This window comes from Pseudomonas syringae group sp. J254-4, assembly GCF_032586855.1.
Taxonomy (GTDB): Bacteria; Pseudomonadota; Gammaproteobacteria; order Pseudomonadales; family Pseudomonadaceae; genus Aquipseudomonas; species Aquipseudomonas amygdali.
The window spans coordinates 125,580-150,458 of record NZ_JAWHOO010000009.1; the positions used below are offsets into that span (position 1 = coordinate 125,580).

32 protein-coding genes and 1 pseudogene are annotated in these 24,879 nt (G+C 51.4%); 23 read left to right on the top strand and 10 right to left on the bottom strand.

The window, feature by feature from the left end; translation table 11 throughout:
• Nucleotides 1-111: 111 nt before the first annotated feature.
• The 3 genes from RYB09_RS13525 to RYB09_RS13535 form a co-directional block, all read right to left on the bottom strand.
• Nucleotides 112-402: a hypothetical protein gene (locus tag RYB09_RS13525; RefSeq protein ID WP_122259919.1), complete on the bottom strand. Its 291-nt coding sequence runs from the start codon at nucleotides 400-402 to the stop codon at nucleotides 112-114.
• A 551-nt stretch (nucleotides 403-953) separates the two neighbouring features.
• Complete coding sequence (locus RYB09_RS13530) at nucleotides 954-1,136, bottom strand: hypothetical protein (protein WP_316888878.1); 183 nt, start codon at nucleotides 1,134-1,136, stop codon at nucleotides 954-956.
• 83 nt (nucleotides 1,137-1,219) lie between these two features.
• Complete coding sequence (locus RYB09_RS13535) at nucleotides 1,220-1,429, bottom strand: hypothetical protein (RefSeq protein ID WP_020313137.1); 210 nt, start codon at nucleotides 1,427-1,429, stop codon at nucleotides 1,220-1,222.
• Between the two features lie 113 nt (nucleotides 1,430-1,542).
• Between RYB09_RS13535 and RYB09_RS13540 the strand changes: the two genes are divergently transcribed.
• The 7 genes from RYB09_RS13540 to RYB09_RS13570 all read left to right on the top strand — a co-directional run bounded on the left by RYB09_RS13540 (nucleotide 1,543) and on the right by RYB09_RS13570 (nucleotide 6,677).
• Nucleotides 1,543-2,670, top strand: coding sequence for a phage/plasmid replication protein (locus tag RYB09_RS13540; protein WP_316888881.1), 1,128 nt, complete (start codon nucleotides 1,543-1,545; stop codon nucleotides 2,668-2,670).
• Nucleotides 2,667-2,903, top strand: coding sequence for a hypothetical protein (locus tag RYB09_RS13545; RefSeq protein ID WP_020313417.1), 237 nt, complete (start codon nucleotides 2,667-2,669; stop codon nucleotides 2,901-2,903). The genes RYB09_RS13540 and RYB09_RS13545 overlap by 4 nt, the downstream gene beginning before the upstream one ends.
• A 266-nt stretch (nucleotides 2,904-3,169) precedes the next feature.
• Nucleotides 3,170-3,469, top strand: a complete 300-nt coding sequence (locus RYB09_RS13550) for a propanediol utilization protein (protein ID WP_081004024.1) — start codon at nucleotides 3,170-3,172, stop codon at nucleotides 3,467-3,469.
• A 256-nt stretch (nucleotides 3,470-3,725) separates the two neighbouring features.
• Nucleotides 3,726-3,851 (top strand): major capsid protein, encoded by a 126-nt coding sequence (locus RYB09_RS13555; protein ID WP_004662245.1) that lies wholly within the window; start codon nucleotides 3,726-3,728, stop codon nucleotides 3,849-3,851.
• Between the two features lie 137 nt (nucleotides 3,852-3,988).
• The gene (locus RYB09_RS13560) at nucleotides 3,989-5,254 is read left to right on the top strand and encodes a virulence factor TspB C-terminal domain-related protein (protein WP_316888888.1); all 1,266 of its coding nucleotides are present in this window, start codon (nucleotides 3,989-3,991) and stop codon (nucleotides 5,252-5,254) included.
• 2 nt (nucleotides 5,255-5,256) lie between these two features.
• Nucleotides 5,257-5,544, top strand: coding sequence for a DUF2523 family protein (locus tag RYB09_RS13565; protein ID WP_020313420.1), 288 nt, complete (start codon nucleotides 5,257-5,259; stop codon nucleotides 5,542-5,544).
• Nucleotides 5,544-6,677, top strand: coding sequence for a zonular occludens toxin domain-containing protein (locus RYB09_RS13570; RefSeq protein WP_316888890.1), 1,134 nt, complete (start codon nucleotides 5,544-5,546; stop codon nucleotides 6,675-6,677). Before RYB09_RS13565 ends, RYB09_RS13570 begins: the two co-directional genes overlap by 1 nt.
• Nucleotides 6,678-7,023: 346 nt before the next feature.
• On the opposite strand, the gene RYB09_RS13575 is transcribed toward RYB09_RS13570, so the two are convergent.
• Nucleotides 7,024-7,206, bottom strand: coding sequence for a hypothetical protein (locus tag RYB09_RS13575; protein ID WP_316888878.1), 183 nt, complete (start codon nucleotides 7,204-7,206; stop codon nucleotides 7,024-7,026).
• Nucleotides 7,207-7,289: 83 nt separating this feature from the next.
• Nucleotides 7,290-7,499 carry a hypothetical protein gene (locus RYB09_RS13580; RefSeq protein WP_020313137.1) on the bottom strand — a complete coding sequence of 70 codons (210 nt, stop codon included), beginning with the start codon at nucleotides 7,497-7,499 and terminating at the stop codon, nucleotides 7,290-7,292.
• A gap of 113 nt (nucleotides 7,500-7,612) precedes the next feature.
• Between RYB09_RS13580 and RYB09_RS13585 the strand changes: the two genes are divergently transcribed.
• From RYB09_RS13585 to RYB09_RS13620, 8 genes are all read left to right on the top strand, one after another.
• Nucleotides 7,613-8,740: a phage/plasmid replication protein gene (locus RYB09_RS13585; protein ID WP_316888881.1), complete on the top strand. Its 1,128-nt coding sequence runs from the start codon at nucleotides 7,613-7,615 to the stop codon at nucleotides 8,738-8,740.
• On the top strand, nucleotides 8,737-8,973 hold the full coding sequence (locus tag RYB09_RS13590; protein ID WP_020313417.1) for a hypothetical protein: 237 nt from the start codon (nucleotides 8,737-8,739) through the stop codon (nucleotides 8,971-8,973). The genes RYB09_RS13585 and RYB09_RS13590 overlap by 4 nt, the downstream gene beginning before the upstream one ends.
• Nucleotides 8,974-9,239: 266 nt before the next feature.
• Nucleotides 9,240-9,539 (top strand): propanediol utilization protein, encoded by a 300-nt coding sequence (locus RYB09_RS13595; protein WP_081004024.1) that lies wholly within the window; start codon nucleotides 9,240-9,242, stop codon nucleotides 9,537-9,539.
• Nucleotides 9,540-9,795: 256 nt separating this feature from the next.
• Nucleotides 9,796-9,921: a major capsid protein gene (locus RYB09_RS13600; protein WP_004662245.1), complete on the top strand. Its 126-nt coding sequence runs from the start codon at nucleotides 9,796-9,798 to the stop codon at nucleotides 9,919-9,921.
• Between the two features lie 137 nt (nucleotides 9,922-10,058).
• On the top strand, nucleotides 10,059-11,324 hold the full coding sequence (locus tag RYB09_RS13605) for a virulence factor TspB C-terminal domain-related protein (protein WP_316888888.1): 1,266 nt from the start codon (nucleotides 10,059-10,061) through the stop codon (nucleotides 11,322-11,324).
• 2 nt (nucleotides 11,325-11,326) lie between these two features.
• Nucleotides 11,327-11,614: a DUF2523 family protein gene (locus RYB09_RS13610; RefSeq protein WP_020313420.1), complete on the top strand. Its 288-nt coding sequence runs from the start codon at nucleotides 11,327-11,329 to the stop codon at nucleotides 11,612-11,614.
• Nucleotides 11,614-12,747, top strand: coding sequence for a zonular occludens toxin domain-containing protein (locus RYB09_RS13615; RefSeq protein ID WP_316888890.1), 1,134 nt, complete (start codon nucleotides 11,614-11,616; stop codon nucleotides 12,745-12,747). Before RYB09_RS13610 ends, RYB09_RS13615 begins: the two co-directional genes overlap by 1 nt.
• A 308-nt stretch (nucleotides 12,748-13,055) precedes the next feature.
• Nucleotides 13,056-13,514: a hypothetical protein gene (locus RYB09_RS13620; RefSeq protein ID WP_316888892.1), complete on the top strand. Its 459-nt coding sequence runs from the start codon at nucleotides 13,056-13,058 to the stop codon at nucleotides 13,512-13,514.
• A gap of 412 nt (nucleotides 13,515-13,926) precedes the next feature.
• On the opposite strand, the pseudogene RYB09_RS13625 reads toward RYB09_RS13620, so the two are convergent.
• From RYB09_RS13625 to RYB09_RS13635, 3 genes and pseudogenes are all read right to left on the bottom strand, one after another.
• Nucleotides 13,927-14,244: pseudogene (locus tag RYB09_RS13625) on the bottom strand (hypothetical protein).
• A gap of 69 nt (nucleotides 14,245-14,313) precedes the next feature.
• Nucleotides 14,314-14,679, bottom strand: a complete 366-nt coding sequence (locus RYB09_RS13630; protein ID WP_316888894.1) for a YciI family protein — start codon at nucleotides 14,677-14,679, stop codon at nucleotides 14,314-14,316.
• Between the two features lie 69 nt (nucleotides 14,680-14,748).
• Nucleotides 14,749-15,552, bottom strand: a complete 804-nt coding sequence (locus tag RYB09_RS13635; protein ID WP_316888895.1) for an SDR family NAD(P)-dependent oxidoreductase — start codon at nucleotides 15,550-15,552, stop codon at nucleotides 14,749-14,751.
• A gap of 425 nt (nucleotides 15,553-15,977) precedes the next feature.
• Between RYB09_RS13635 and RYB09_RS13640 the strand changes: the two genes are divergently transcribed.
• Nucleotides 15,978-16,415, top strand: coding sequence for a winged helix-turn-helix transcriptional regulator (locus tag RYB09_RS13640; protein WP_058402940.1), 438 nt, complete (start codon nucleotides 15,978-15,980; stop codon nucleotides 16,413-16,415).
• A 203-nt stretch (nucleotides 16,416-16,618) separates the two neighbouring features.
• A complete protein-coding gene (locus tag RYB09_RS13645) occupies nucleotides 16,619-17,116 on the top strand; it encodes a hypothetical protein (protein ID WP_316888897.1) in 498 nt (165 codons plus the stop codon).
• A gap of 27 nt (nucleotides 17,117-17,143) precedes the next feature.
• Here the strand turns inward: RYB09_RS13645 and RYB09_RS13650 are convergent, their stop codons facing one another.
• Both RYB09_RS13650 and RYB09_RS13655 read right to left on the bottom strand, forming a co-directional pair.
• The gene (locus tag RYB09_RS13650) at nucleotides 17,144-18,328 is read right to left on the bottom strand and encodes a dienelactone hydrolase family protein (RefSeq protein WP_316888899.1); all 1,185 of its coding nucleotides are present in this window, start codon (nucleotides 18,326-18,328) and stop codon (nucleotides 17,144-17,146) included.
• 28 nt (nucleotides 18,329-18,356) lie between these two features.
• A complete protein-coding gene (locus RYB09_RS13655; protein WP_219168878.1) occupies nucleotides 18,357-18,548 on the bottom strand; it encodes a hypothetical protein in 192 nt (63 codons plus the stop codon).
• 90 nt (nucleotides 18,549-18,638) lie between these two features.
• Here RYB09_RS13655 and RYB09_RS13660 point away from each other — a divergent pair, with 90 nt between their 5' ends.
• The 6 genes from RYB09_RS13660 to RYB09_RS13685 are packed head-to-tail and all read left to right on the top strand — an operon-like array spanning nucleotide 18,639 to nucleotide 24,863.
• A complete protein-coding gene (locus RYB09_RS13660; RefSeq protein ID WP_054072536.1) occupies nucleotides 18,639-19,376 on the top strand; it encodes a FadR/GntR family transcriptional regulator in 738 nt (245 codons plus the stop codon).
• Nucleotides 19,373-20,389, top strand: a complete 1,017-nt coding sequence (locus RYB09_RS13665) for an ABC transporter ATP-binding protein (RefSeq protein ID WP_316888902.1) — start codon at nucleotides 19,373-19,375, stop codon at nucleotides 20,387-20,389. The genes RYB09_RS13660 and RYB09_RS13665 overlap by 4 nt, the downstream gene beginning before the upstream one ends.
• On the top strand, nucleotides 20,386-21,519 hold the full coding sequence (locus tag RYB09_RS13670) for an ABC transporter ATP-binding protein (protein ID WP_122259908.1): 1,134 nt from the start codon (nucleotides 20,386-20,388) through the stop codon (nucleotides 21,517-21,519). The genes RYB09_RS13665 and RYB09_RS13670 overlap by 4 nt, the downstream gene beginning before the upstream one ends.
• Nucleotides 21,516-23,018 (top strand): ABC transporter substrate-binding protein, encoded by a 1,503-nt coding sequence (locus tag RYB09_RS13675; RefSeq protein ID WP_122259907.1) that lies wholly within the window; start codon nucleotides 21,516-21,518, stop codon nucleotides 23,016-23,018. Before RYB09_RS13670 ends, RYB09_RS13675 begins: the two co-directional genes overlap by 4 nt.
• A 28-nt stretch (nucleotides 23,019-23,046) precedes the next feature.
• Nucleotides 23,047-23,991, top strand: a complete 945-nt coding sequence (locus tag RYB09_RS13680; protein WP_122259906.1) for an ABC transporter permease — start codon at nucleotides 23,047-23,049, stop codon at nucleotides 23,989-23,991.
• Nucleotides 23,991-24,863, top strand: coding sequence for an ABC transporter permease (locus RYB09_RS13685; RefSeq protein WP_122259905.1), 873 nt, complete (start codon nucleotides 23,991-23,993; stop codon nucleotides 24,861-24,863). The genes RYB09_RS13680 and RYB09_RS13685 overlap by 1 nt, the downstream gene beginning before the upstream one ends.
• Nucleotides 24,864-24,879: the final 16 nt, after the last annotated feature.

Genomic DNA, 24,879 nt, shown 5'->3' on the forward strand with positions numbered 1-24,879 from the left:
GTGCCCATTGTATAAGTATAAACAGGCGAGGGTTGCCGTTCCAAGCCTCGGCACTGTCATATTTATCACCTATTAGCTCATCAGGCTACAGGGCGGGTATTGGCAGAGCTGTTAAATGCCTTTCATACACTTGCGTACATCATCGTCTATAACGTTGCCTGGTTTGATGCAGTCCCTTAGCGGCTTTTCATCTTGCATGTCTTCAAACTCAGCTTTGGCCCGGTTTCGGCACTGTTTGTTTACAGCCTTGCCCAGCGGCGATGTGTCGCCTTTGTAGGGCTCGCATGTCGCTGCATTGGCAGCTTTTTGCATCTGCACGACCATTGGCAGGGTCGCGGGATCTACAGCCCATGCAGGTGAGCTTATGCAGGCAATTAAAATCGCTATTGTCCGTTTCATCATCAGTCCTTGATTTCAGGTCTAGCGGGCGCTGGTACCGTCGCGGACACTTTACCGTAAAACGCTTTGAATTCGAGTGGTGACTTGGGTTGCTGATTCGATGTGATCCGCGCGCAATGGCTCGGTCCGTCATTGATCGTCTCAAGCTGGCGATCACGATGTGTTGAAGCTCACGCTGCGATTGGGTCGGATACTGAAGTGTGAGGGGCTTCGATGTTCACGTTGTTGAATAGCCAGGAGGCAGTTCTCGGGCTTCAAATCTGGTGGCCAGGGCTCACAAAGGACGTATGTATAGGTACGCATAATGTGTGGACGTTATGGTACTTGCGGCCAACGGCCAGAATCGATTGTCGGGACCATTGCGCAGCCCCCGGCGATCGATTTACCCATAACGTCAATTATGCGTGGCACCACCTCTCCTGATCGCGTGTGACGCTCTCAGGCCCTCTGCAAGATCACTTCGCGCCATGATCACTCAGCTTTACCGCAACGGACCCATAACGCACAGCACAGTCGGTTGTCGGGTCCCGGAGGTCGTTTCTTGCAGCACCTGGCTATCTCAGGATTACTTTCAAGTCATGAAGGTAGATCTGCCAGGCAACCATCGCTATCAGCGCCTGTATCGTTGCCAGCGTCATGCCGCCAATGATGATGCCAATTGCTATTTCGTATGCCAGACGGCGTTCACGCTTCTTCTGAGTGCGTACCGTGTCGTCCTGATCGCGTTCTGCGCGCATTTTCTGTCCCTGTTGTTTTCGAGCCGAGCGGGTGGGGGTGCTGTTACACCCCCACTTTACCGTGGTATCCCACGGTCTACCGGTCACTCAGAATCGATAATCACATCTCCTGATTCTGAAAGCCTTGCGTAAGGCACTGATTTTTCAAGGATTTTGTGCACCAGTTCGCTGTCGCGTAATGGCTGCTTTCCTTGTTTGATCAGTATCTTATTGAATTCTATAGCTTTTTGCCGAATAGCTTCCTGCTCTGCAGTTGTCAGTCTTACGTTCGTGGCCATGCCATCACCGTTCATCAAATTCCCTCCAATAATACATGTGTGCACGTTGACACGTATTGACGTGTGCAGTTCCACATGTGTACATTCCTCCCCCATGTTACTTGTGTGCATGTGTAAGGACGCTCCGCATGATGATCGACTGGCTCACCGTTTCTCAGGAGCACGACCACGACCTACCTGTGGTCTGTGACGTTTTTACGTTGACCATCGATTCCAACACCAATGAGGTCCTGAGCACTCGCCAGCCTCGTTTCAAGCATGAAGCCAGCCATTCCACTTCCGTGACGATCCATGTACAGGGTCGAAAGGTTCGTGTCGAAGGCAATCCCAGTAGAGTAGGTCGCCTTGATAACCTTTTTGGCTACACCTCAGTTGAACAGTGCATATCTGTCTACAACTCGTTATTGCGTGAATACGGGCTTCCTGCTTTCACCCGTTGCACACGCCTTGAATTGCGCCAAGGCGTATCAGGCGCTAAATCGAGTGATCTCGTTGCCGATGGCGCCAAGATTGAACGAATCGACCTGACAACTAACATCGCTCTAGGCGAGGGTAATGTTCTTGCTTATCTTCGTGGTGTATCTAGTCAGCGTATTGGGCATTCAATAGGTTTCTTATATCCAAATGGCCGAACTGTTTCTTGGACCCCAAAGGGTAATGGTCAGGGCGGTCGTCTCCAGTATCGGAAGGGTTACGATAAGGCATTTGAAATGGATCAGAATCTTTTGCCTAAGATAAAACGTCTTTATGGTGAGGACTCCGAGCAATTCAAGTATGTTCTTGACCTTCGCAATTACTGTTTCCATAACGGTGTTGTCCGTATGGAACAAGAGTTAAAGAGTGAATTCCTCCAGCGTGAGGCCCTGTGCTATTGGGGTATGTTTAATGAGAGCCGATTTGGCGAACTCCACCGCGAGTTTCTTAAAATAGACGAAAGGTTAAAGGTGACAGCTATGGATATAGTTAGCATCAGTGAGCAATTGGTTTCTGAAAAAATCGTTGACTCTACTCGATCTGCGAATACTACAGCTATGTATGCAATCCAGTGGATGCATGGTCAGGTCTTTGACTTTAATAAAAAGCAGGTTCAGACTCACGCCGCTCGTCTTAATCGAATTGGTATCAATATTCGTAATGCTTGCGACACTTCGCGTTTCGCCCCTGTATTTGTTCGTCAGTGTCGCGAGGTATCCAAGTCCGAACTTGCTGTTCCTCTTTGGTATCGTCGTGCTAATCACTTGAAGTTGGCCGCATGAAGACTGTAAGCCTTCAAGGCATCCAGCTTTCACCTGGGCAACGTCGCATGCTTGACCAGCAGCGTCACGTCAAGCAGTTCATGAATCCTGTTCTGACCCAGCAAGTAGCAGAAACACTTGCTGTAATTCAAGTTCGTAAAGAGCAGGGCTTTAAACCCGAAAAGATATGGTTTCATGATCGCGAGTCGAGTTGGCAAGGTACTATTTCTGTTGCTGAATGGATGGGTTACTAATGGACAAGTCCCAATATCAAATTCTCCGTTATTCCGTCGAGGCCGAGATTGCCAATTTTAACTCTGGCAACATTGATGATTCTGCTTTCGCTAGTTCGCTTATGCGTCTGTTTTTACAGGCTTCATCAGCTGAACAAGTACGCTCGCAAATAGCCAAGCGACAGTTTCTTACGTTTCGCCGTGTACCTAATTTAACACCGCCCAGCTGGGCATACTCCAATCCGAGCTTAAGTTCTCGGCTTCCCAAACTTTAAAAGGGCACCATTATGTCTCTCAAATTCCCTACTCTTATGGTCGAAGTTTCTGGCATTTCCCGTAGCGGCATCGCTAAGCAGTCCAAGAATCCCTATACCATGTATCAGGCTTTTGTTCACCTTCCTGGAATCCCTTATCCTCAGAAGGTTGAATTCTATGCACAGCAACAGTCCGAAGTTCCTCAGCCTGGCACTTATGAGTGTGACGTTGTCTGTGATGTTCGCGATGGTCGTCTTCAATTCGATGTTGACCCTCGTCAAGGTCGTCGCAAGAACATTCCTCCGCTTTCTGATGCAATGAAAACTGCTTGATATGACAGCTTATCTTGTCTGTGAGGGCACTATAGCCATCAGTCCTAACAGGGGTGCTGCTACTTGTGCTGGCAACACTATGTCGGTTTATACGCCGTCTCAAGCTGAGCTATCAGATACAAAGATTCAATGGCTGACGCCGGAGATAGTTGTAAGTCTCTTCACGTTAGCTTTGATGTACTGGGCGAGTAACTTCGTCTTTAAGCAAATAAAGAAAGCCATCGAGCAATAATGCTCAACACACTGGAGTAACAAAATGGACGTAGCAGAAGTAATCTCGATCCTCACCACTGGCCTTACCGCTGTTGCTGCAATCGGTGTCGCCTCCCTCGGTCTTGCCGCAACCGTGAAGCTCTATAAGATCGTTCGTGGTGCGCTGTAACTAAAACGGCACGTGTCGTTTTATAAACCCTCGTTTTCTTTCGGGGGTTTTTTTTACCTATAGTTCATCGCCTGTGAAGCCGAAGTATGAGGCTCATTGGCGATGAACTTCTGTTTGTAATCTCTAAGGTTTGAATTATGAACTATTCTCGATATTTGCCGTTTTTATTATTTTTTTCTTCTTTTTTTTCCTTCGCTCAAGACTACTACTGGATTGATCAGTCAACGCAAATTACCGCAAAAACCCCTATTGAGGTTTGCGAGAGGTCTGCTGCTGCTCAATTTCCCGGCCCTACTGCAATTACTTCTGTAGTTATGAACCCATCGGGTTATGACGCAACTTGTCAGGGATCATATAAACATGGCTACTTTCAGGATTTTAATATTTCTCGAAGGGGTGATTCCTGTCCTAGTGGATCACTTTATAACCCAATCAATGGTAAGTGCGATAAGCCTGATTGTGCTGATACCACTGGTACAACTTCAATTTCTTTAAGTTCCGCTTCTAAGCAATCGGGAGGAGTTATACCTGTCAATAATAAGATGTGTAATAACTCCTGTCAGTTTGTTTACACTTCCGGTGGATCCGCTACCTGTGGCCCCTTAAAGGCTAATCCTGATAGTTACTACTGTATATTTAATTATACTGGCAATGGTCAGTCTTGCGATGGTAGTGAGGAGGCTTCTAACTCTGGCGCTCCTGCTACTACAGTTCCTCCGACAAACCCCAATGATCCTACCGATCCTGCTAATAATTGCCCACGTGGTTATGCTTGGTCTGGAACAACCTGTGTTAAGTACTGGGAAGATGAAAAAGATACTTCCACTACTCCTAAGCCCCCTACAGGTGGTGGCGGTTCTGGCGGTTCTGGCGGTGGCAGTAGTGGTGGTGGCGGCGCTGGTGGTGGCACTGGCACTGGTGACGCTCCTTCTCCTGGCACTGAGAATAACGGCGGCGGTGGTGCTGGTGAAGGTAAGGATGACGATAAAGACATTGAAGCTTCATCCTCTCAGGATTGTAAAAAACCTCCTGCATGTGATGGTGATGTTTTCTCATGTGCCATATTGAACCAAAGTTATTTTGACTCTTGTAGGCTTATATCTCTCCCTACTGAGAAAGAAAAAATTGGTCGCGATAAAGAAATAGACATACAGCAAGACCTTATGCAGGAAAGCCAAGATCAACTTGATTCTCAGGTTTCCGGTTTTCTTTCTAAGTTCATGTCTGCTGGTTCTGGCAATTATGGGGGAGGGAAGTGCTATCCAGATAAACAGGTTTCAATAGGCGGTCATACACTTCAATTGCCTTTTTCGCAAATATGCGATCCGCTAGTTATTTTGCGTTATGGATTAATTGCTGCTGCCTATCTTGCTGCCGCACGAATTCTTTCTAAGGAGGTATAACCATGTTTCAGGTACTTTTTGTTGCGGGTCAGGCAATTGCAATGTGGGTCCTCCCTCGACTGTTTGCAGCCTTGGGAGTTATGACCGTTTCTAGCACTGTGATAATGCCCATTTATAATTGGGTTGAGGCCAAGATATTAAGCAATCTTTCATCTGTTGGTGCAGATGCATACGGTTTTTTGCAATTTCTTGGCGTCCCTAATGCAATTGCCATTATCTTTTCAGCGTATGCACTTCGCGTTTCCATATCCGGCGCTAAAGCAGCGATGAGCAAAAAGGCGGTGTCTTAATGTTTAAGTTAGTAACTGGCCTTCCGGGTGAGGGCAAAACATCTAATGAGCTGTGGGATTTTTTGAACAACCCAGCTTATAGCGGACGTCCAAAGTACTGCACTCCCATTAATGGTTTTGATCCTTCCGCACATGGTGTAGTTGCCATTGATCACATTAAAGGATGGCAAGAGTTACCAGAGGGTTCTGTTATCTTCTGTGACGAGGTCCAAGACTTCTGTGGTACTGATATTCCCCGCGAGCCTCCTGAGTGGATCAAGAAGCTTGCACGTCATCGGCATGGTGGTTATGACTTTATCGTAACTACCCAAAGCCCTATGTATTTGCATCCTTTTGCCAGAAAGCTGGCCAAGCCCCATGTTCATTATCATCGTCCTTGGAACATGAAGATGGTCCGTTATGAGTTCGAAAGTGCTCAAGGCGATCCATTAAGCAAGTCTGCAAAGGCAGTAGGCCAGAGAAAGTTTGTCACCCCGAATCCAGAGGTATTCAAACTATATACCTCAACAGTTCTTGATACTCACAAGGCTAAGCCTCCTAAGAAACTCATTGGTCTTATACTTATTGCCTTACTTATGATTTGCGTAGGTGGCTATTTGGGTCTTAGGCAGGTTAATAGTCTTTCTAAACCAAAGGAAGATTCTGTCCTTTCTACTCATGCTGCTAAGCCTGCTGAACAACCTCAGCCTCAAACCTCTATGTCGTTTTCACCCCCCGTAGTTAATTTGCAGGCTGAACCATCAACTTGGAATGCAGAGTCAATAAAGCCACGTATCGCAGGTCTTCCACACACAGCACCGATTTATGATGCCTTAACGGCTCCTACAGATTTCCCCAGGGTTGCTGCCTGTATGTCATCTGCTGAGCGAGGCACTTGCAAGTGTTATAGCCAGCAAGGTACGCCGCTCGATGTTCCTGTCTCAGCGTGTTTTGTTTTCGTTAAGGTTGGTACTTTCGATCCCTGGCTTTCTGGTCGACATCAAGATCAACAGGATCACTCACAGCAATCTGTTGCTCAGGCCGCTCCTCAGACAGTTCCTATTGATGCGTCACAGGTGCCGGTTAAGAACAAGGGTGCGCAGTTCACTGTCGTTGCTGACAGCAGCCGGCCAGCTCCAGCAGCCAAGCAGTGATATAACTCGACTAAACGGTAATTTAGTTGAGTTATGCTTTTTGGTGATTAAAAGGACTGTACATCGAGGCCGGCATGGAATCCAGAGGTACGCATAATGTGTGGACGTTATGGTACTTGCGGCCAACGGCCAGAATCGATTGTCGGGACCATTGCGCAGCCCCCGGCGATCGATTTACCCATAACGTCAATTATGCGTGGCACCACCTCTCCTGATCGCGTGTGACGCTCTCAGGCCCTCTGCAAGATCACTTCGCGCCATGATCACTCAGCTTTACCGCAACGGACCCATAACGCACAGCACAGTCGGTTGTCGGGTCCCGGAGGTCGTTTCTTGCAGCACCTGGCTATCTCAGGATTACTTTCAAGTCATGAAGGTAGATCTGCCAGGCAACCATCGCTATCAGCGCCTGTATCGTTGCCAGCGTCATGCCGCCAATGATGATGCCAATTGCTATTTCGTATGCCAGACGGCGTTCACGCTTCTTCTGAGTGCGTACCGTGTCGTCCTGATCGCGTTCTGCGCGCATTTTCTGTCCCTGTTGTTTTCGAGCCGAGCGGGTGGGGGTGCTGTTACACCCCCACTTTACCGTGGTATCCCACGGTCTACCGGTCACTCAGAATCGATAATCACATCTCCTGATTCTGAAAGCCTTGCGTAAGGCACTGATTTTTCAAGGATTTTGTGCACCAGTTCGCTGTCGCGTAATGGCTGCTTTCCTTGTTTGATCAGTATCTTATTGAATTCTATAGCTTTTTGCCGAATAGCTTCCTGCTCTGCAGTTGTCAGTCTTACGTTCGTGGCCATGCCATCACCGTTCATCAAATTCCCTCCAATAATACATGTGTGCACGTTGACACGTATTGACGTGTGCAGTTCCACATGTGTACATTCCTCCCCCATGTTACTTGTGTGCATGTGTAAGGACGCTCCGCATGATGATCGACTGGCTCACCGTTTCTCAGGAGCACGACCACGACCTACCTGTGGTCTGTGACGTTTTTACGTTGACCATCGATTCCAACACCAATGAGGTCCTGAGCACTCGCCAGCCTCGTTTCAAGCATGAAGCCAGCCATTCCACTTCCGTGACGATCCATGTACAGGGTCGAAAGGTTCGTGTCGAAGGCAATCCCAGTAGAGTAGGTCGCCTTGATAACCTTTTTGGCTACACCTCAGTTGAACAGTGCATATCTGTCTACAACTCGTTATTGCGTGAATACGGGCTTCCTGCTTTCACCCGTTGCACACGCCTTGAATTGCGCCAAGGCGTATCAGGCGCTAAATCGAGTGATCTCGTTGCCGATGGCGCCAAGATTGAACGAATCGACCTGACAACTAACATCGCTCTAGGCGAGGGTAATGTTCTTGCTTATCTTCGTGGTGTATCTAGTCAGCGTATTGGGCATTCAATAGGTTTCTTATATCCAAATGGCCGAACTGTTTCTTGGACCCCAAAGGGTAATGGTCAGGGCGGTCGTCTCCAGTATCGGAAGGGTTACGATAAGGCATTTGAAATGGATCAGAATCTTTTGCCTAAGATAAAACGTCTTTATGGTGAGGACTCCGAGCAATTCAAGTATGTTCTTGACCTTCGCAATTACTGTTTCCATAACGGTGTTGTCCGTATGGAACAAGAGTTAAAGAGTGAATTCCTCCAGCGTGAGGCCCTGTGCTATTGGGGTATGTTTAATGAGAGCCGATTTGGCGAACTCCACCGCGAGTTTCTTAAAATAGACGAAAGGTTAAAGGTGACAGCTATGGATATAGTTAGCATCAGTGAGCAATTGGTTTCTGAAAAAATCGTTGACTCTACTCGATCTGCGAATACTACAGCTATGTATGCAATCCAGTGGATGCATGGTCAGGTCTTTGACTTTAATAAAAAGCAGGTTCAGACTCACGCCGCTCGTCTTAATCGAATTGGTATCAATATTCGTAATGCTTGCGACACTTCGCGTTTCGCCCCTGTATTTGTTCGTCAGTGTCGCGAGGTATCCAAGTCCGAACTTGCTGTTCCTCTTTGGTATCGTCGTGCTAATCACTTGAAGTTGGCCGCATGAAGACTGTAAGCCTTCAAGGCATCCAGCTTTCACCTGGGCAACGTCGCATGCTTGACCAGCAGCGTCACGTCAAGCAGTTCATGAATCCTGTTCTGACCCAGCAAGTAGCAGAAACACTTGCTGTAATTCAAGTTCGTAAAGAGCAGGGCTTTAAACCCGAAAAGATATGGTTTCATGATCGCGAGTCGAGTTGGCAAGGTACTATTTCTGTTGCTGAATGGATGGGTTACTAATGGACAAGTCCCAATATCAAATTCTCCGTTATTCCGTCGAGGCCGAGATTGCCAATTTTAACTCTGGCAACATTGATGATTCTGCTTTCGCTAGTTCGCTTATGCGTCTGTTTTTACAGGCTTCATCAGCTGAACAAGTACGCTCGCAAATAGCCAAGCGACAGTTTCTTACGTTTCGCCGTGTACCTAATTTAACACCGCCCAGCTGGGCATACTCCAATCCGAGCTTAAGTTCTCGGCTTCCCAAACTTTAAAAGGGCACCATTATGTCTCTCAAATTCCCTACTCTTATGGTCGAAGTTTCTGGCATTTCCCGTAGCGGCATCGCTAAGCAGTCCAAGAATCCCTATACCATGTATCAGGCTTTTGTTCACCTTCCTGGAATCCCTTATCCTCAGAAGGTTGAATTCTATGCACAGCAACAGTCCGAAGTTCCTCAGCCTGGCACTTATGAGTGTGACGTTGTCTGTGATGTTCGCGATGGTCGTCTTCAATTCGATGTTGACCCTCGTCAAGGTCGTCGCAAGAACATTCCTCCGCTTTCTGATGCAATGAAAACTGCTTGATATGACAGCTTATCTTGTCTGTGAGGGCACTATAGCCATCAGTCCTAACAGGGGTGCTGCTACTTGTGCTGGCAACACTATGTCGGTTTATACGCCGTCTCAAGCTGAGCTATCAGATACAAAGATTCAATGGCTGACGCCGGAGATAGTTGTAAGTCTCTTCACGTTAGCTTTGATGTACTGGGCGAGTAACTTCGTCTTTAAGCAAATAAAGAAAGCCATCGAGCAATAATGCTCAACACACTGGAGTAACAAAATGGACGTAGCAGAAGTAATCTCGATCCTCACCACTGGCCTTACCGCTGTTGCTGCAATCGGTGTCGCCTCCCTCGGTCTTGCCGCAACCGTGAAGCTCTATAAGATCGTTCGTGGTGCGCTGTAACTAAAACGGCACGTGTCGTTTTATAAACCCTCGTTTTCTTTCGGGGGTTTTTTTTACCTATAGTTCATCGCCTGTGAAGCCGAAGTATGAGGCTCATTGGCGATGAACTTCTGTTTGTAATCTCTAAGGTTTGAATTATGAACTATTCTCGATATTTGCCGTTTTTATTATTTTTTTCTTCTTTTTTTTCCTTCGCTCAAGACTACTACTGGATTGATCAGTCAACGCAAATTACCGCAAAAACCCCTATTGAGGTTTGCGAGAGGTCTGCTGCTGCTCAATTTCCCGGCCCTACTGCAATTACTTCTGTAGTTATGAACCCATCGGGTTATGACGCAACTTGTCAGGGATCATATAAACATGGCTACTTTCAGGATTTTAATATTTCTCGAAGGGGTGATTCCTGTCCTAGTGGATCACTTTATAACCCAATCAATGGTAAGTGCGATAAGCCTGATTGTGCTGATACCACTGGTACAACTTCAATTTCTTTAAGTTCCGCTTCTAAGCAATCGGGAGGAGTTATACCTGTCAATAATAAGATGTGTAATAACTCCTGTCAGTTTGTTTACACTTCCGGTGGATCCGCTACCTGTGGCCCCTTAAAGGCTAATCCTGATAGTTACTACTGTATATTTAATTATACTGGCAATGGTCAGTCTTGCGATGGTAGTGAGGAGGCTTCTAACTCTGGCGCTCCTGCTACTACAGTTCCTCCGACAAACCCCAATGATCCTACCGATCCTGCTAATAATTGCCCACGTGGTTATGCTTGGTCTGGAACAACCTGTGTTAAGTACTGGGAAGATGAAAAAGATACTTCCACTACTCCTAAGCCCCCTACAGGTGGTGGCGGTTCTGGCGGTTCTGGCGGTGGCAGTAGTGGTGGTGGCGGCGCTGGTGGTGGCACTGGCACTGGTGACGCTCCTTCTCCTGGCACTGAGAATAACGGCGGCGGTGGTGCTGGTGAAGGTAAGGATGACGATAAAGACATTGAAGCTTCATCCTCTCAGGATTGTAAAAAACCTCCTGCATGTGATGGTGATGTTTTCTCATGTGCCATATTGAACCAAAGTTATTTTGACTCTTGTAGGCTTATATCTCTCCCTACTGAGAAAGAAAAAATTGGTCGCGATAAAGAAATAGACATACAGCAAGACCTTATGCAGGAAAGCCAAGATCAACTTGATTCTCAGGTTTCCGGTTTTCTTTCTAAGTTCATGTCTGCTGGTTCTGGCAATTATGGGGGAGGGAAGTGCTATCCAGATAAACAGGTTTCAATAGGCGGTCATACACTTCAATTGCCTTTTTCGCAAATATGCGATCCGCTAGTTATTTTGCGTTATGGATTAATTGCTGCTGCCTATCTTGCTGCCGCACGAATTCTTTCTAAGGAGGTATAACCATGTTTCAGGTACTTTTTGTTGCGGGTCAGGCAATTGCAATGTGGGTCCTCCCTCGACTGTTTGCAGCCTTGGGAGTTATGACCGTTTCTAGCACTGTGATAATGCCCATTTATAATTGGGTTGAGGCCAAGATATTAAGCAATCTTTCATCTGTTGGTGCAGATGCATACGGTTTTTTGCAATTTCTTGGCGTCCCTAATGCAATTGCCATTATCTTTTCAGCGTATGCACTTCGCGTTTCCATATCCGGCGCTAAAGCAGCGATGAGCAAAAAGGCGGTGTCTTAATGTTTAAGTTAGTAACTGGCCTTCCGGGTGAGGGCAAAACATCTAATGAGCTGTGGGATTTTTTGAACAACCCAGCTTATAGCGGACGTCCAAAGTACTGCACTCCCATTAATGGTTTTGATCCTTCCGCACATGGTGTAGTTGCCATTGATCACATTAAAGGATGGCAAGAGTTACCAGAGGGTTCTGTTATCTTCTGTGACGAGGTCCAAGACTTCTGTGGTACTGATATTCCCCGCGAGCCTCCTGAGTGGATCAAGAAGCTTGCACGTCATCGGCATGGTGGTTATGACTTTATCGTAACTACCCAAAGCCCTATGTATTTGCATCCTTTTGCCAGAAAGCTGGCCAAGCCCCATGTTCATTATCATCGTCCTTGGAACATGAAGATGGTCCGTTATGAGTTCGAAAGTGCTCAAGGCGATCCATTAAGCAAGTCTGCAAAGGCAGTAGGCCAGAGAAAGTTTGTCACCCCGAATCCAGAGGTATTCAAACTATATACCTCAACAGTTCTTGATACTCACAAGGCTAAGCCTCCTAAGAAACTCATTGGTCTTATACTTATTGCCTTACTTATGATTTGCGTAGGTGGCTATTTGGGTCTTAGGCAGGTTAATAGTCTTTCTAAACCAAAGGAAGATTCTGTCCTTTCTACTCATGCTGCTAAGCCTGCTGAACAACCTCAGCCTCAAACCTCTATGTCGTTTTCACCCCCCGTAGTTAATTTGCAGGCTGAACCATCAACTTGGAATGCAGAGTCAATAAAGCCACGTATCGCAGGTCTTCCACACACAGCACCGATTTATGATGCCTTAACGGCTCCTACAGATTTCCCCAGGGTTGCTGCCTGTATGTCATCTGCTGAGCGAGGCACTTGCAAGTGTTATAGCCAGCAAGGTACGCCGCTCGATGTTCCTGTCTCAGCGTGTTTTGTTTTCGTTAAGGTTGGTACTTTCGATCCCTGGCTTTCTGGTCGACATCAAGATCAACAGGATCACTCACAGCAATCTGTTGCTCAGGCCGCTCCTCAGACAGTTCCTATTGATGCGTCACAGGTGCCGGTTAAGAACAAGGGTGCGCAGTTCACTGTCGTTGCTGACAGCAGCCGGCCAGCTCCAGCAGCCAAGCAGTGATATAACTCGACTAAACGGTAATTTAGTTGAGTTATGCTTTTTGGTGATTAAAAGGACTGTACATCGAGGCCGGCATGGAATCCAGAGGTACGCATAATGTATATTATGTTAAATTGTATCTATTTGTAACTGCTGTCAGTCTGTGTCCATTGTCACTAACCTCCGTTCACGCTTGCACAAATGCGCCAATCGCGATTTGAGTTGAAAACACCCTGATGCAGACTGTGCCCAAATCTCGGGGGGAAAATACTGCTGCGCGCGTCTACTCTGTCGGTACCACAGCATCACCTCAACAAAGAGAAACCGTAATGCTTATGAAGAAAATCGCTGCAACCCCGGTATGGACCATGCTGTTCGGACTCAACACCGCGTTAGCTCAACCAGCAGATATCGATGCACCTATCAAAGCCACACTCCATCAGCCAGTTCCGTATGAGTTGAGTATGGGTACCTTCATCGAAATCACGCTGCAATCTGTCACCCCGGAATTTGTAACGGGAACGGTGTCCGACGATGTCTATGACAATTTTGAGAACGTTGCGATTCCTAGGGGGAGCCTACTCCTCGGCCATGAGCAAAAAGTCGTGAACGGAGCGCATGATGTTCTCTGGACAGAAATCCAGCTCGCAGGCGGTGTTGCAACGTATAAGCTCCAACCTCCTCTACCAGCCACAACCCCGCTGGGGAGCAGAGGACTGAAAGATTTCAGAACGACAGCCAGTGCCGGAACTTTGCTGAGCAGCGACTTGATCATTCCTCACCGATGACTGTTGCCCCTCCTCACCCCATCATCTTGTCAGAGTATTCTTCAAACCCGGTTTTCACGAACACCTGCCTGAATCGCTCCACGCGTCACAGAGAGGCCCTGAGCAAATGAACCGCCAACAGCTGTTTTTCTGCTTCGCCAGCGGTAAGAGGTCTTTCACAGTACTCTCGACTCAGAAAAATAATTGCGTCATTACAGTCAGGATTGTCGGAGTAACCGGGGTGTTTTGATATTTCTGCAAGCAAGTCTTTGGAGACTGGTATGCAACAAATTATCGCAGCGGCGCAAAGTCGTCTGGTCAAGGCGGGTTTGCCATACGCTTACAGCGATCATAGTAAGGCTCAAAGTGTCGAACGCAGATAGGTAGCACGCCGGATAGCTCCTCTACACGCTGTATCCGGCGGCGTAATCAATCATTCCAGGAAAATACCGTCTGTCATTAGCGCGGCCACTCCGACTTCGGTTAGACCCCCTATTAAATGTTGCGTATACGGAAAACCTGGGTCATTCTCAAGAACTCCTTTAGATACAATCAGTCCTTCGGCGACCAGAACATTAACAATAGCCACGCACTCCTTGATTGTCGGAAAATCTGTTTGCGTTCGCACCAACTCCATGTAGATCTGACCGAAAGTCAATGTCCTGGCCTAAAGAGCATTTAAGTTGTTCACCGCCCCAAGAATAGGTAACTCAATCACGCGATTGCTGTCGCTCACCTTGATCACCGCCATAACCAAAAGAACGTTCAGACTTGCTGAAGCCCTGTGCGAGAAAGCCCTGCACCTGCTCGGTGACGCAGTTCAGTCGGACGTTTTTTCTTGGTCACGGTATTTCAAATGTGGCATTGCATAATGTTCATAATGGCCGACACCATTTTTCACAATCGGGTCCTCAGAGGTAAAGGAAGCAATTTCAACGTCTTCTCCGATTTGAAAAAGAGACATTCCGTATCCCATCGGGGGTTCAAGTACAGGCCCGTGGGCGACGATCACTCCTTTTTCGAGAAGAGCGTTCAAATAGTCACCGTGCAACTGCATCAAGCTTTTTTCTTCGGGAGACAAGGTGCTCAGAAAATCAGCGCGCGGCGGTACGAACTTGCAAAGGTAGTATTTCATTTTAAAACCCATTCTGGAGACGTGACTGATCACCTGGCTGTTGCCAAACATTAACCACCATCAGCACGTACGTGAATTTATTTTCTGGCTAAGGACTTGTTTGCTTTTAAACGTCAGAGTTTAAGCTGTTTTCACGCTCTTAAGAATTGAGCCTTCAAACATGCTGGGCAGGTAACTCTGTAAAAACAAAATCATTCCAGTCATTTTGCCGACAGGATTGCTGAAATTAGGATTCTTTGCTTCGATCAAGCTATTGATTTTTTTGATAACAGCATCGGGCTTCTCTGCTGCATCAATACCTTTTTGGGTTGCTGCTTCAACCTGCCTTCTGTAGTTGTTGTAATCGGCAATTCGGGTTCCTTCTGCCGATACAGCATGTGCGCCCAGATTCGTTTTGAACCAGACCGGCTCAACCATGCTGACCTTGATGTTAAATTGATCCAGCTCGAATCGCAGAGACTTGAAATAGCCTTGGACAGCGTGCTTTGAAGCTGTGTAGTAAGAAAGGTTGGGAGGACCGATCAGGCCTACAATAGAACTGACCGTGATGATCTTCCCTCCTTTCTGTGCTCGAAAATAAGGAAGCAAAGCGTTGGTTACCTTCACGGTGCCCCAGAAATTTGTCTCCAACTGTTGGCGGCCCAGTTCAATAGAGGTCTCTTCCGCTATGCCCGTGACCATATAGCCAGCATTATTCACGAGAACGTCGAGCCGCTTGATATGCTTGAACAGGTCTGTGGCAAATGACGCAATTGAAACATCATCATCAATATTCAGTTGCAAGAGTTTGAAAGGTACTTTGCTTGCGTGCTTTTGAGGCTCTCGGCTGGTGCCGATCACCTCATAGCCCTGTTTGTGCAGGCCATTGGCAAGAATCAATCCAAAGCCAGATGATGCGCCGGTAACCAAAACTGTTTTTTTCATCTTAGTATTCTCGTGGGCGTGTTTTAACAGACCGCAAGATCACGGTCGGTGGTTTTTGGGATTGCGTCATACTTTGATGTCGACCCCCTGCCCCAGTTTTTTTAGCGATTTGAGCGTCACTGATCGCGTCTGTTTTCTGAGGTGAGGCTGATGGATGAACGATAGTATCGATTCAGTACCTAGTCAATACCGAAATGATACTGACAGTGAAAAATCTTTTCCCACCTACCTGTCAGCTCAAACCTCTGTTCGTTAGGGGTGCGGTGTTGCGATCCTGACGCGCTTCAGCCTGGGGATCGGGAGCCATTGGATTTCTGCCCTCCCCACGCCTTGAATGGGTGACTTTTCACGAGTCAAAACCCTGTTGGACTCGTGGCTGTACACCTGATAGTATCGTTTCAGTATTGAGTTAATACGGAAATGATATGAACACTAAAGACCCAACTCAAGGCACATGCCCTATTGCTCGGAGCCTGGCCGTTCTGGGCGACACTTGGTCGATGTTGATTTTGCGAGATGCTAATTCAGGATTGACGCGCTTTGATCAGTTCAAGAAGAGCCTCGGTATCGCCCCGACCATGCTGACTAAACGTCTCGAAACCCTCACAGAGGAAAAGTTACTCGAAAAGCGTCGTTATTCAGAGCGCCCACCGCGTGATGAGTACGTGCTGACCGAGGCTGGGCGCGACTATTGGCCGGTGCTTTTTGCGATAGCAGCCTGGGGACGAAAGCACCGCGGAGAAGGCAAGCTGGTCTGGTTCAAAGACGCCGAGACCGGAACTGACGTAAAGCCTGTCGTGATCGATGCCGAGACCGGCGCAGAGATCGGCACCCGCGCCATTCAAATCGATTTACCGGAATAGTGCCCTTGTGCCGCAGCCGATTGGGCAGCACAGCCGTCAATGTCGAGTCGTCGCGAACGTCGTTAGCGTTTGCGCTTGAATCATAATCGGCGCACTCCCGGAACCTAAAGATTTGGTTGGATCGGCCGATGATTCAGTAATGATACGTTTTGCTACATTTCCGTACCAATGGCGTACTGCGGACATCTCATGAGGCATATACGTTGAACATCACCACTCAGTTCTCGAATTTTAGCTACACGCCAACGGTTGTCCCTGCGCCCAGGCCTGACAGTGCCAACGTCAAAGATGAATCGCTTGAGTCGTCTTCTGCAGCTACAACTGCAATTCCTGCCGAAGGGGTAAAGGTCTCATTGTCTGGGGCAAGTATTCAGAAATCAGCCGACGACAAGAAGCCACAGGCAAAGTCGAATGCCGATATTGAATCAAGCGGCTTACCAGACCAGACGCAAAAAACCCTCAAGATGATCCGCGAGCTGAAGCGACAAATTGAGGAGAAACAGCAGGAGTTACAGGCGCTCATGGCGGATCAGAATATGGACCCCGAGATCAAAAAATCCAAAATCGGCGCATTGGTCACGGAGATATCAACCCTCAACGCTGGCCTCGCGACTGCCAACAACGCCCTGGTAAAACAGGCACGCGAGAATAAGATATCACCCGACGAGTTGCAGCAGGCCCAACAACTCGCGGCGAAGTGATGTCGCGAAGTCCTCATAAAAAATAACTTACTTTCTCTGCGCGTTAACCAGCGTGTTACCTACTGCATAGACCGTACAAGGCAACCCCTTTTTTGCGAGTGTCATCTTCTCGCAGCGAGTTAGCGCTTTTTTGCCTGCTTGATCCTGACTGCGATGCCCCCCGCTCCAGGCCCAGACACCTGCTCCATTGGTCGCGAAAGCTTTTTCATACACCTGGCTGTTCAGATATTTTTGAAAAGACGCTTTCCCTGATGTGGCCAAGCCCTCGGGCGGTTCCAGATCCGGGACAGGTGCAGAAATGATCTCATCACTCGGCAGCCTGTTCTTATCCAGAAAATCAGCCACCCTGCCCCACCATATTTCTTCAGGCGCCCATTCAAAGAACGTGTGACCATCCTCACCAAATGCCGGAGCCTGGAAAAACTCTCCACGTCCTCCATGATCGATGTAGCTTGCAAAAAACTCTTCGCCGAGTGGCAGTGGAAATACTTTATCGTTGGTGGCGTACATCCATAAGGTAGGCAGTCGCGAGAGGCTCCCGTAAGTTTTAATAGCCGTTAGAAGTTGCTCCTTGCCGCAAACATTGCCGTCTCCCTTGGCCCCGCGCCCACCGTCGAAATTTATTATCGCCCGTATGCCCGGTGGGTTGGACGCGCCCGCCGCCAGCACCGAGAATCCTCCGGACGATACGCCAATCAATACGGCCTCATCCGGTAACGACCATGACGCCCGCTGAATGGCTTGCAACGCTGCAATGAGATCATCAGCTGCAATTCTGCCGGCCCTGGCATGATGGGGACTGAGGCATGTTCCATCACGCTTTTCGCTGACACCTGACGATTGTCCATATCCCTGACGCATTACCACTACCGCTGCATAACCATGACGGGCAAATACGGTAGCCGCGGACGAAAAAAGATTGGGGCTTTTGGTGCGGTCGCTCGAATCACCGTTAGTGCCATGAGTGATTAGAGCAACTGGCCAGCGCCCGGGCTTCTCCGGTCGCGTGACAAAAGCATCGAGAAGCGCACTTGAACCATCGGGCAAGCGGACGCTGAGCAGCAAAGGCTCCCTGATCAAGCCATCAATGTGCGCATTGGCTATTAATGATAACGCTCCCCCTTGTTGCACTTCATTCACCAGGAGGAAAGTTCCGACGCCAGCCGCCAATACCAGTAACAGCAAAGCGATCGATGCATTTTTTAACGCCATGCCAGAGTCTCCCCGCAGAATGCGCGCCTCACTGGCGCACTATGCCCGCATTGATGCAAAAAAAACGCCCCCTTCGCAAAATTGGTTCACAGACCTGCGAACCAATCCTCTTCCATGCCTGCAACCGATCAGCCGAACCTTTGAACATTGGCGCGCCAGGCTTGATCGCCTGCAATTGGGAGGCGTCCTGCAACTGGAAGTTGGTCGAACCAATTTTCATTGGCATCGCTCTTGCACCGGTCCCTTTGCCCTGAATGTCTGCTTATAAGCAGCTCAGGGCATCTTTTTCTGGTCTGGTGTGAGTACCACGATGCAAAGGTTCGATCCTGACGTCTCTATCGACAACTCTTCGAAACTGGCACTGGATGCCTTGCGGCAGATCGTTGCCCAGCATGCAGCCTTCCCCCAGCGGGCATTGCCTACCGAGCGGGATCTGGCAGCCGATTTCGGGGTTAGCCGACGCGCAGTTCGTCGCGCCCTGTCGGTGCTGGAAGCAGAAGGCCAGGTCTGGCGCCGGCAAGGTAAAGGGACATTTGTCGGACCGACGCCACCCAGTGCCGCCATGAGCTTCGCGCGGCTCTCCGGCCGGACCAATTTTACTGAGGTCATGGAAGCGCGCCTGCACCTGGAGCCAGCACTTGCTTCACTGGCAGCGGTACGGGCCAATGGTGAACAGATGGCGATTCTGCGCCGCCTTGCCGAGCGCACCACTCGCCAGCAGGTCGCCGAGCAGACTGATGCTGAAGGTATTGAACTGTGGGACAGCGCCCTGCACCGCGCCATTGCCGAAGCCGCGGGTAATCGGCTGATGCTGGACATCTTCGAAATGCTCGATGCGATCCGTCTGGACCCCGCTTGGCGCGACTTGCGTCACCGGGCGCGCAATGCCGACCGCCTCGACACTTACAGCCACGATCACGACGACATTGTCAGCGCCATTGAAAGCCGCGATCCGATCAAAGCCGCCACCGCCATGCGCGGCCATTTACGTGCGCTGCAACAGGCCCTGAACACCGTCATCAACCAAGACCTGGAGGCCAGCCTATGAGCGCCACTGCCCACCTCACAGAAAACGGCGACGGCACGGTGCTCAGCATCAGCGACCTGACCGTCCGCTTTGCCGGTGCGCCCGCCAATGTAGTCGACGGCGTGTCGTTTTCCGTCAAGCGCGGCAAGACCCTGGCCATCGTCGGCGAGTCCGGCTGCGGCAAGAGCGTGACCTCAATGGGCCTGATGGGCCTGTTGCCGACGACAGCCAGGGTAGACGCCAGCGACTCGCTGCTGATCGATGAAGCCTTGCTGGGCATGTCCGAAGAGCGCCTGCTCGACGTGCGCGGCAACCGCATGGCGATGATCTTCCAGGAGCCGATGACTTCCCTCAATCCGGTTTTCACCATCGGCGAGCAGATCGCCGAAAGCGTGATGCGTCATCAGGGCCTTTCAGACAAGGCTGCCCGCCAGCGGGCTCTGGACATGCTGGAAAAGGTCCGCGTGCCGGACGCTCGCCAGCGGCTGGACGCTTACCCGCATGAACTCTCGGGTGGCATGCGGCAACGGGCCATGATTGCCATGGCGCTGGCCAATGACCCGGCGCTGATCATTGCGGATGAGCCGACCACAGCACTGGATGTAACCATTCAGGCGCAGATCCTCTCGCTGATCGCCAACCTGCAGGCCGAGACTGGCACAGCGATGATTCTCATCACCCACGACCTGGGCGTAGTGGCCGAGGTCGCTGATGACGTCATGGTCATGTACGCCGGACGTGTCGTGGAAAGCGGGCCGGTGAAAACCCTGTTCGACGATCCGCAGCACCCATACACCATCGGCCTGATGGGCTCGATGCCATCGATTGGTCCTCGTGAGGGACGCCTGGCAACGATTAACGGCCGAGTGCCGACGCCAGCAGAAATGCCGGGCGGTTGCCGCTTTGCCGGGCGCTGCCCGTTCGTGATCCAGCAATGCCGAGACGAACGCCCGCCGCTGCTTGAGTTGTCTCCCGGACACTTCGCCGCGTGCATCCGTGCGCCTTTGGAACAGCATGTGGGAGTCAGTGCGTGAACCTTTCCAGACCAGATATCGCCGGGCGCGTCAGCCCCGACAGCAACGCGCAGAAACCCATTCTGGAAGGCATCGGCCTGAGCAAGCACTTTGCCGTGGAAAGCGGCCTTTTGCAGCCGAAGAAGCCACCGGTACAGGCCGTCAATCAGGTCAACCTGTCAGTCCGCAAGGGCGAGACACTGGCGTTGGTAGGCGAGTCCGGCTCGGGTAAATCCACTCTTGGCCGCTTGCTGCTCAACCTGCTGCAACCGACTGCGGGTGACGTGATTTACGAGGGCCGCAACCTGGCCAACCTGACACCGGAAAAGCTGCGTCAGGTGCGTCGAGACTTACAAATCATCTTTCAGGACCCGTTCGCCTCGCTGAACCCACGCATGACCGTGGAATCCATCGTTGGCGAACCGATCTGGCTGCACAGCCAGGCCAGCCGCAGCGACCGTCAGGCTAAAGTCGCCGAGTTGTTGCGCACGGTAGGTCTTGCTCCGGAACACGGTGGCCGGCATCCCCATGAATTCTCCGGTGGTCAGCGCCAGCGCATCGGCATTGCCCGCGCACTGGCTTCCGAGCCGCGCTTGATCCTCGGTGACGAGCCGGTCTCGGCGCTGGACGTTTCAGTGCAGGCTCAAGTGGTCAACCTGCTCGAAGACCTCAAGCATCAATTCGGCCTGACTCTGGTGATTGTTGCCCATGGCCTGGCCGTGATCCGCCATATGAGCGACCGCGTGGCGGTGATGTACCTGGGTGAAATCGTCGAACTGGCACCGGTCGACGCGCTGTTTGAAAACCCTTTGCACCCGTATACCCAGGCGCTGATGGCCGCTGTGCCAGTCAGCCACCCGGACCTGCGCCAGCCGCGCCCCTTGCTCGGCGGCGATATGCCCAGCCCTAGCCGCCCGCCTTCGGGTTGCCGCTTCCATACCCGTTGCCCGCACGCCCGCGCGCTGTGCAAGGACGCTGCGCCGGTCATGGAAACAGTCGAGGCCGAACGCCAGGTCGCCTGCCACTTCTGGCGTGAAATCGCCAACGCAGGCAGCGCCACGCTGATCCTTCCGACACCCAGCGCTGCCTACACCCAGCGCCTGAATCTGTTCAAGCACCATCAATCCCTTGCAGTGGAGAGCCAGCCATGAAAATCGCACGCATCATGACAGGAACATTGTTATTGCTGGCCGCCAACGCTGCCTTTGCCGAATCGACGTTGCGCATCGGCATTCAGGACGATCCCGATGTGCTTGATCCGCATCGTTCGCGCACCTACTCCGGCCGCCTGGTCTACACCGCGCTGTGCGACAAACTGGTGGACGTCAACCCGGACCTGACCTACTCGCCGCAACTGGCCACCGCCTGGAACTGGAGCGAAGACGGTAAAACCCTGACCATGACGTTGCGCGATGGCGTGACGTACCACGATGGTGAACCTTTTGATGCGGCCTCGGTGAAGTTCAACCTCGACCGCGCCCGCACCCTGCCCGACTCGCTGCGCAAAAGCGAGCTGGCCTCGGTGGACAGCGTCGAGGTAATGGACGCAAAAACCGTCTCCATCAAGCTCAAACAAGCCGATGCCACGCTGGTTTCGCAACTCTCGGACCGTGCCGGGATGATGCTCGCGCCGAAAGCTGCGCAAGGCGAGTTCGCCTCCAACCCGGTCTGCTCCGGCCCTTACAAATTCGTGCAGCGCGTGCAGCAGGATCGAATCGTGCTGGAGCGTTTTGACAAGTACTGGAATAAACAGGCTTATCACTTCGACAAAGTGGTGTTCCTGCCGATTCCGGACACCTCGGTGCGCCTGGCCAACCTGCGCTCCGGCGACCTGGACATTATCGAACGCGTTGCGCCTACCGATGTAAAGACCGTCAAGGGTGACAGCAAGCTGGCGATCTACAACACACCAGGCCTGGGCTACATGCAACTGATGTTCAACATCGGCAACGGTGAAAAAGCCAACTCGCCTATGGGTAAGGACAAGCGCGTACGCAAAGCCTTTGAGCTGTCCATCGACCGCGATGCTATCAACCAGGTGGTGTTCGAGGGTCTGTACGCGCCAAGCGCTCAGCCGTTCCCGAAAAACAGCCCGTATTACGACAAGGACCTGCCGATCCCGGCTCGCGATATCGAGAAAAGCAAGGCGCTGCTGGCTCAGGCCGGTGTGAAGCTGCCATTGGCGGTGGACCTGAAAGTGGCCAACAACCCCATCGCACAGCAGGTCGGGCAGATCATTCAGGCCATGGCTGAAGAAGCAGGCTTCAAGGTCAACCTGATTGCCACTGAATACGCGACGATGCTCAGCGAACAGGCGAGCGGCAACTTCCAGATCGGCATGAGCGCCTGGTCAGGCCGCCCCGATCCGGACGGCGATATCCATCAGTTCGTGACCTGCAAGGGTGGCCAGAACGACGGCAAATACTGCAACGCCAAGCTCGACGAGCTGTTGAACAAGGCGCGCACCGTGAACGACGTTGCACAACGCCAGGCGCTGTACAACGAAGCGCTGCGCTTGCTGGCCGATGAAGTACCGACCGCCTACCTGTATTTCGACCCGCGAATCATTGCCATGCGTAACAACGTGACCGGTTTCGTCCCTAACCCGGACGGCCTTATTCGTCTGGCCAATGTCGCGTTCAAGCCATGACTGACGGGCGCACCTGCGAGGTTCCGGTATGCTGATGTTCATCCTGCGACGCCTGCTCAGCTCAATACCGACGCTGATTCTGGTTTCGCTGTTCGTCTTCACCCTGCAGAAGCTGCTGCCGGGTGACCCGGTGCTGGCCATGGCCGGGGAAGAACGCGATCCAGCGGTCATGGAATACCTGCGCGACAAATACCGGCTCGATGACCCGATCCCGTTGCAGTACCTCAACTGGGTCGGCAACGTATTGACCGGCGACCTGGGCACATCGCTGCGCACCGAGCAACCGGTGACCACGCTGCTGGCGTCGAAATTGCCGGTGACTATCGAACTGGCCGTGCTGGCCCTGCTGATTGCGCTGTTGATCGGCATTCCCACCGGGATCATTTCGGCGGTGCGCAAAGGCACCGCCGTGGATTACGGCGCCAACGTGGTGGCGCTGTCGGGTATTTCCATTCCGCACTTCTGGCTGGGCATTCTGCTGATCATGGTCTTTGCAGTGAAACTGCAGTGGCTGCCCGCCTCCGGCTTCGTGCCTATGGGCGAGGATTTCGGGCAAAACCTGAAGACCTTGATTCTGCCAGCCTTCGTACTGGGCGCCGGGCTTTCCGGGATTCTCATGCGTCACACCCGCAGCGCCATGCTGGAAGTATTGCGCACTGACTACGTCCGCACAGCTCGGGCCAAAGGACTGTTCCCGCGCACAGTGATTCTCAAGCATGCGTTGCGCAACGCGCTGATGCCCATCGTCACCCTCACGACACTGCTGTTTGGTGAATTGCTTGGCGGCGCGGTGCTGACCGAGCAAGTGTTCAGCATTCCGGGTTTCGGCAAGATGATCGTCGACGCTGTGTTCAACCGCGACTACGCCGTGGTGCAAGGCGTGGTGTTGTGTGTCGCGATTGGCTTTCTGCTGTTGAACCTGCTGGCCGACGTGCTCTACCGCTTGATCAACCCACGCCTGAGGAGTGCCTGATGACCGCTATTGCCAGCCTGCCGCATAGCGCGATCCTGCCGCGCAGTCGCTCGCCTTTTCTGAAGAAGTTCCTCGCCAACAAAGGCGCAGTGATTGGCGCGGCGGTGTTGCTGCTGTTTGTCCTCGTGGCCATTCTGGCCCCTTGGGTTGCTCCCCATGATCCGCTAAAGGCCAACTTCCTCGCGGTACGCAAGGCCCCCTCGTTGATCTACTGGATGGGTACCGACGAACTGGGCCGCGATCTGTTTTCACGCTTGCTGTATGGCGCCCGCAGTTCGCTGCTGGCCGGTGGCGTTTCGGTAGCCATCGCCATGCTCATCGGCGTGCCGCTGGGCCTGCTGGCAGGGTACTTTGGCGGCAAGCTGGACATGATCATCTCGCAGGTCATGGAAGCGCTGTTGTCCTGTCCGTTTCTGGTGCTGGCCATCGCTTTGGGCGCCTTTCTCGGCCCCAGCCTGACCAACGCGATGATCGCCATCGGCCTGTCCGCGATGCCGATCTTTGCCCGCCTGACCCGCGGCCAGGTGCTGTCGATCAAGCATGAGGATTACCTGGAAGGTGCCCGCGCCATCGGCCTGCCGGATCGCTGGATTATCCTGCGTTACGTGCTGCCCAACGTGATGTCGCCGCTGGTGGTGCAAGCGACGCTGACCATCGCCTCGGCGATTCTGGCCGAAGCCAGTCTGTCGTTCCTCGGCCTGGGCCAGCAACCGCCGTCGCCGTCCTGGGGCTCGATGCTCAATACTGCAAAAAATTTCATGGAGCAGGCTCCGTGGATGTCGATTGCGCCAGGTGTGGCGATCTACATCACGGTCCTGTGTTTCAACCTGCTGGGTGACGGCCTGCGCGATGCGCTGGACCCCAAGGGCTAAACCTTTCGTCTTCTGC

Excerpts from the sequence above, each read along its gene's own strand:
- RYB09_RS13525 (WP_122259919.1), bottom strand. The coding sequence starts at position 402 with ATGATGAAACGGACAATAGCGATTTTAATTGCCTGCATAAGCTCACCT.
- RYB09_RS13530 (WP_316888878.1), bottom strand. The coding sequence starts at position 1,136 with ATGCGCGCAGAACGCGATCAGGACGACACGGTACGCACTCAGAAGAAG.
- RYB09_RS13535 (WP_020313137.1), bottom strand. The coding sequence starts at position 1,429 with ATGAACGGTGATGGCATGGCCACGAACGTAAGACTGACAACTGCAGAG.
- RYB09_RS13540 (WP_316888881.1), top strand. The coding sequence starts at position 1,543 with ATGATGATCGACTGGCTCACCGTTTCTCAGGAGCACGACCACGACCTA.
- RYB09_RS13545 (WP_020313417.1), top strand. The coding sequence starts at position 2,667 with ATGAAGACTGTAAGCCTTCAAGGCATCCAGCTTTCACCTGGGCAACGT.
- RYB09_RS13550 (WP_081004024.1), top strand. The coding sequence starts at position 3,170 with ATGTCTCTCAAATTCCCTACTCTTATGGTCGAAGTTTCTGGCATTTCC.
- RYB09_RS13555 (WP_004662245.1), top strand. The coding sequence starts at position 3,726 with ATGGACGTAGCAGAAGTAATCTCGATCCTCACCACTGGCCTTACCGCT.
- RYB09_RS13560 (WP_316888888.1), top strand. The coding sequence starts at position 3,989 with ATGAACTATTCTCGATATTTGCCGTTTTTATTATTTTTTTCTTCTTTT.
- RYB09_RS13565 (WP_020313420.1), top strand. The coding sequence starts at position 5,257 with ATGTTTCAGGTACTTTTTGTTGCGGGTCAGGCAATTGCAATGTGGGTC.
- RYB09_RS13570 (WP_316888890.1), top strand. The coding sequence starts at position 5,544 with ATGTTTAAGTTAGTAACTGGCCTTCCGGGTGAGGGCAAAACATCTAAT.
- RYB09_RS13575 (WP_316888878.1), bottom strand. The coding sequence starts at position 7,206 with ATGCGCGCAGAACGCGATCAGGACGACACGGTACGCACTCAGAAGAAG.
- RYB09_RS13580 (WP_020313137.1), bottom strand. The coding sequence starts at position 7,499 with ATGAACGGTGATGGCATGGCCACGAACGTAAGACTGACAACTGCAGAG.
- RYB09_RS13585 (WP_316888881.1), top strand. The coding sequence starts at position 7,613 with ATGATGATCGACTGGCTCACCGTTTCTCAGGAGCACGACCACGACCTA.
- RYB09_RS13590 (WP_020313417.1), top strand. The coding sequence starts at position 8,737 with ATGAAGACTGTAAGCCTTCAAGGCATCCAGCTTTCACCTGGGCAACGT.
- RYB09_RS13595 (WP_081004024.1), top strand. The coding sequence starts at position 9,240 with ATGTCTCTCAAATTCCCTACTCTTATGGTCGAAGTTTCTGGCATTTCC.
- RYB09_RS13600 (WP_004662245.1), top strand. The coding sequence starts at position 9,796 with ATGGACGTAGCAGAAGTAATCTCGATCCTCACCACTGGCCTTACCGCT.
- RYB09_RS13605 (WP_316888888.1), top strand. The coding sequence starts at position 10,059 with ATGAACTATTCTCGATATTTGCCGTTTTTATTATTTTTTTCTTCTTTT.
- RYB09_RS13610 (WP_020313420.1), top strand. The coding sequence starts at position 11,327 with ATGTTTCAGGTACTTTTTGTTGCGGGTCAGGCAATTGCAATGTGGGTC.
- RYB09_RS13615 (WP_316888890.1), top strand. The coding sequence starts at position 11,614 with ATGTTTAAGTTAGTAACTGGCCTTCCGGGTGAGGGCAAAACATCTAAT.
- RYB09_RS13620 (WP_316888892.1), top strand. The coding sequence starts at position 13,056 with ATGCTTATGAAGAAAATCGCTGCAACCCCGGTATGGACCATGCTGTTC.
- RYB09_RS13630 (WP_316888894.1), bottom strand. The coding sequence starts at position 14,679 with ATGTTTGGCAACAGCCAGGTGATCAGTCACGTCTCCAGAATGGGTTTT.
- RYB09_RS13635 (WP_316888895.1), bottom strand. The coding sequence starts at position 15,552 with ATGAAAAAAACAGTTTTGGTTACCGGCGCATCATCTGGCTTTGGATTG.
- RYB09_RS13640 (WP_058402940.1), top strand. The coding sequence starts at position 15,978 with ATGAACACTAAAGACCCAACTCAAGGCACATGCCCTATTGCTCGGAGC.
- RYB09_RS13650 (WP_316888899.1), bottom strand. The coding sequence starts at position 18,328 with ATGGCGTTAAAAAATGCATCGATCGCTTTGCTGTTACTGGTATTGGCG.
- RYB09_RS13655 (WP_219168878.1), bottom strand. The coding sequence starts at position 18,548 with ATGAAAATTGGTTCGACCAACTTCCAGTTGCAGGACGCCTCCCAATTG.
- RYB09_RS13660 (WP_054072536.1), top strand. The coding sequence starts at position 18,639 with ATGCAAAGGTTCGATCCTGACGTCTCTATCGACAACTCTTCGAAACTG.
- RYB09_RS13665 (WP_316888902.1), top strand. The coding sequence starts at position 19,373 with ATGAGCGCCACTGCCCACCTCACAGAAAACGGCGACGGCACGGTGCTC.
- RYB09_RS13675 (WP_122259907.1), top strand. The coding sequence starts at position 21,516 with ATGAAAATCGCACGCATCATGACAGGAACATTGTTATTGCTGGCCGCC.
- RYB09_RS13680 (WP_122259906.1), top strand. The coding sequence starts at position 23,047 with ATGCTGATGTTCATCCTGCGACGCCTGCTCAGCTCAATACCGACGCTG.
- RYB09_RS13685 (WP_122259905.1), top strand. The coding sequence starts at position 23,991 with ATGACCGCTATTGCCAGCCTGCCGCATAGCGCGATCCTGCCGCGCAGT.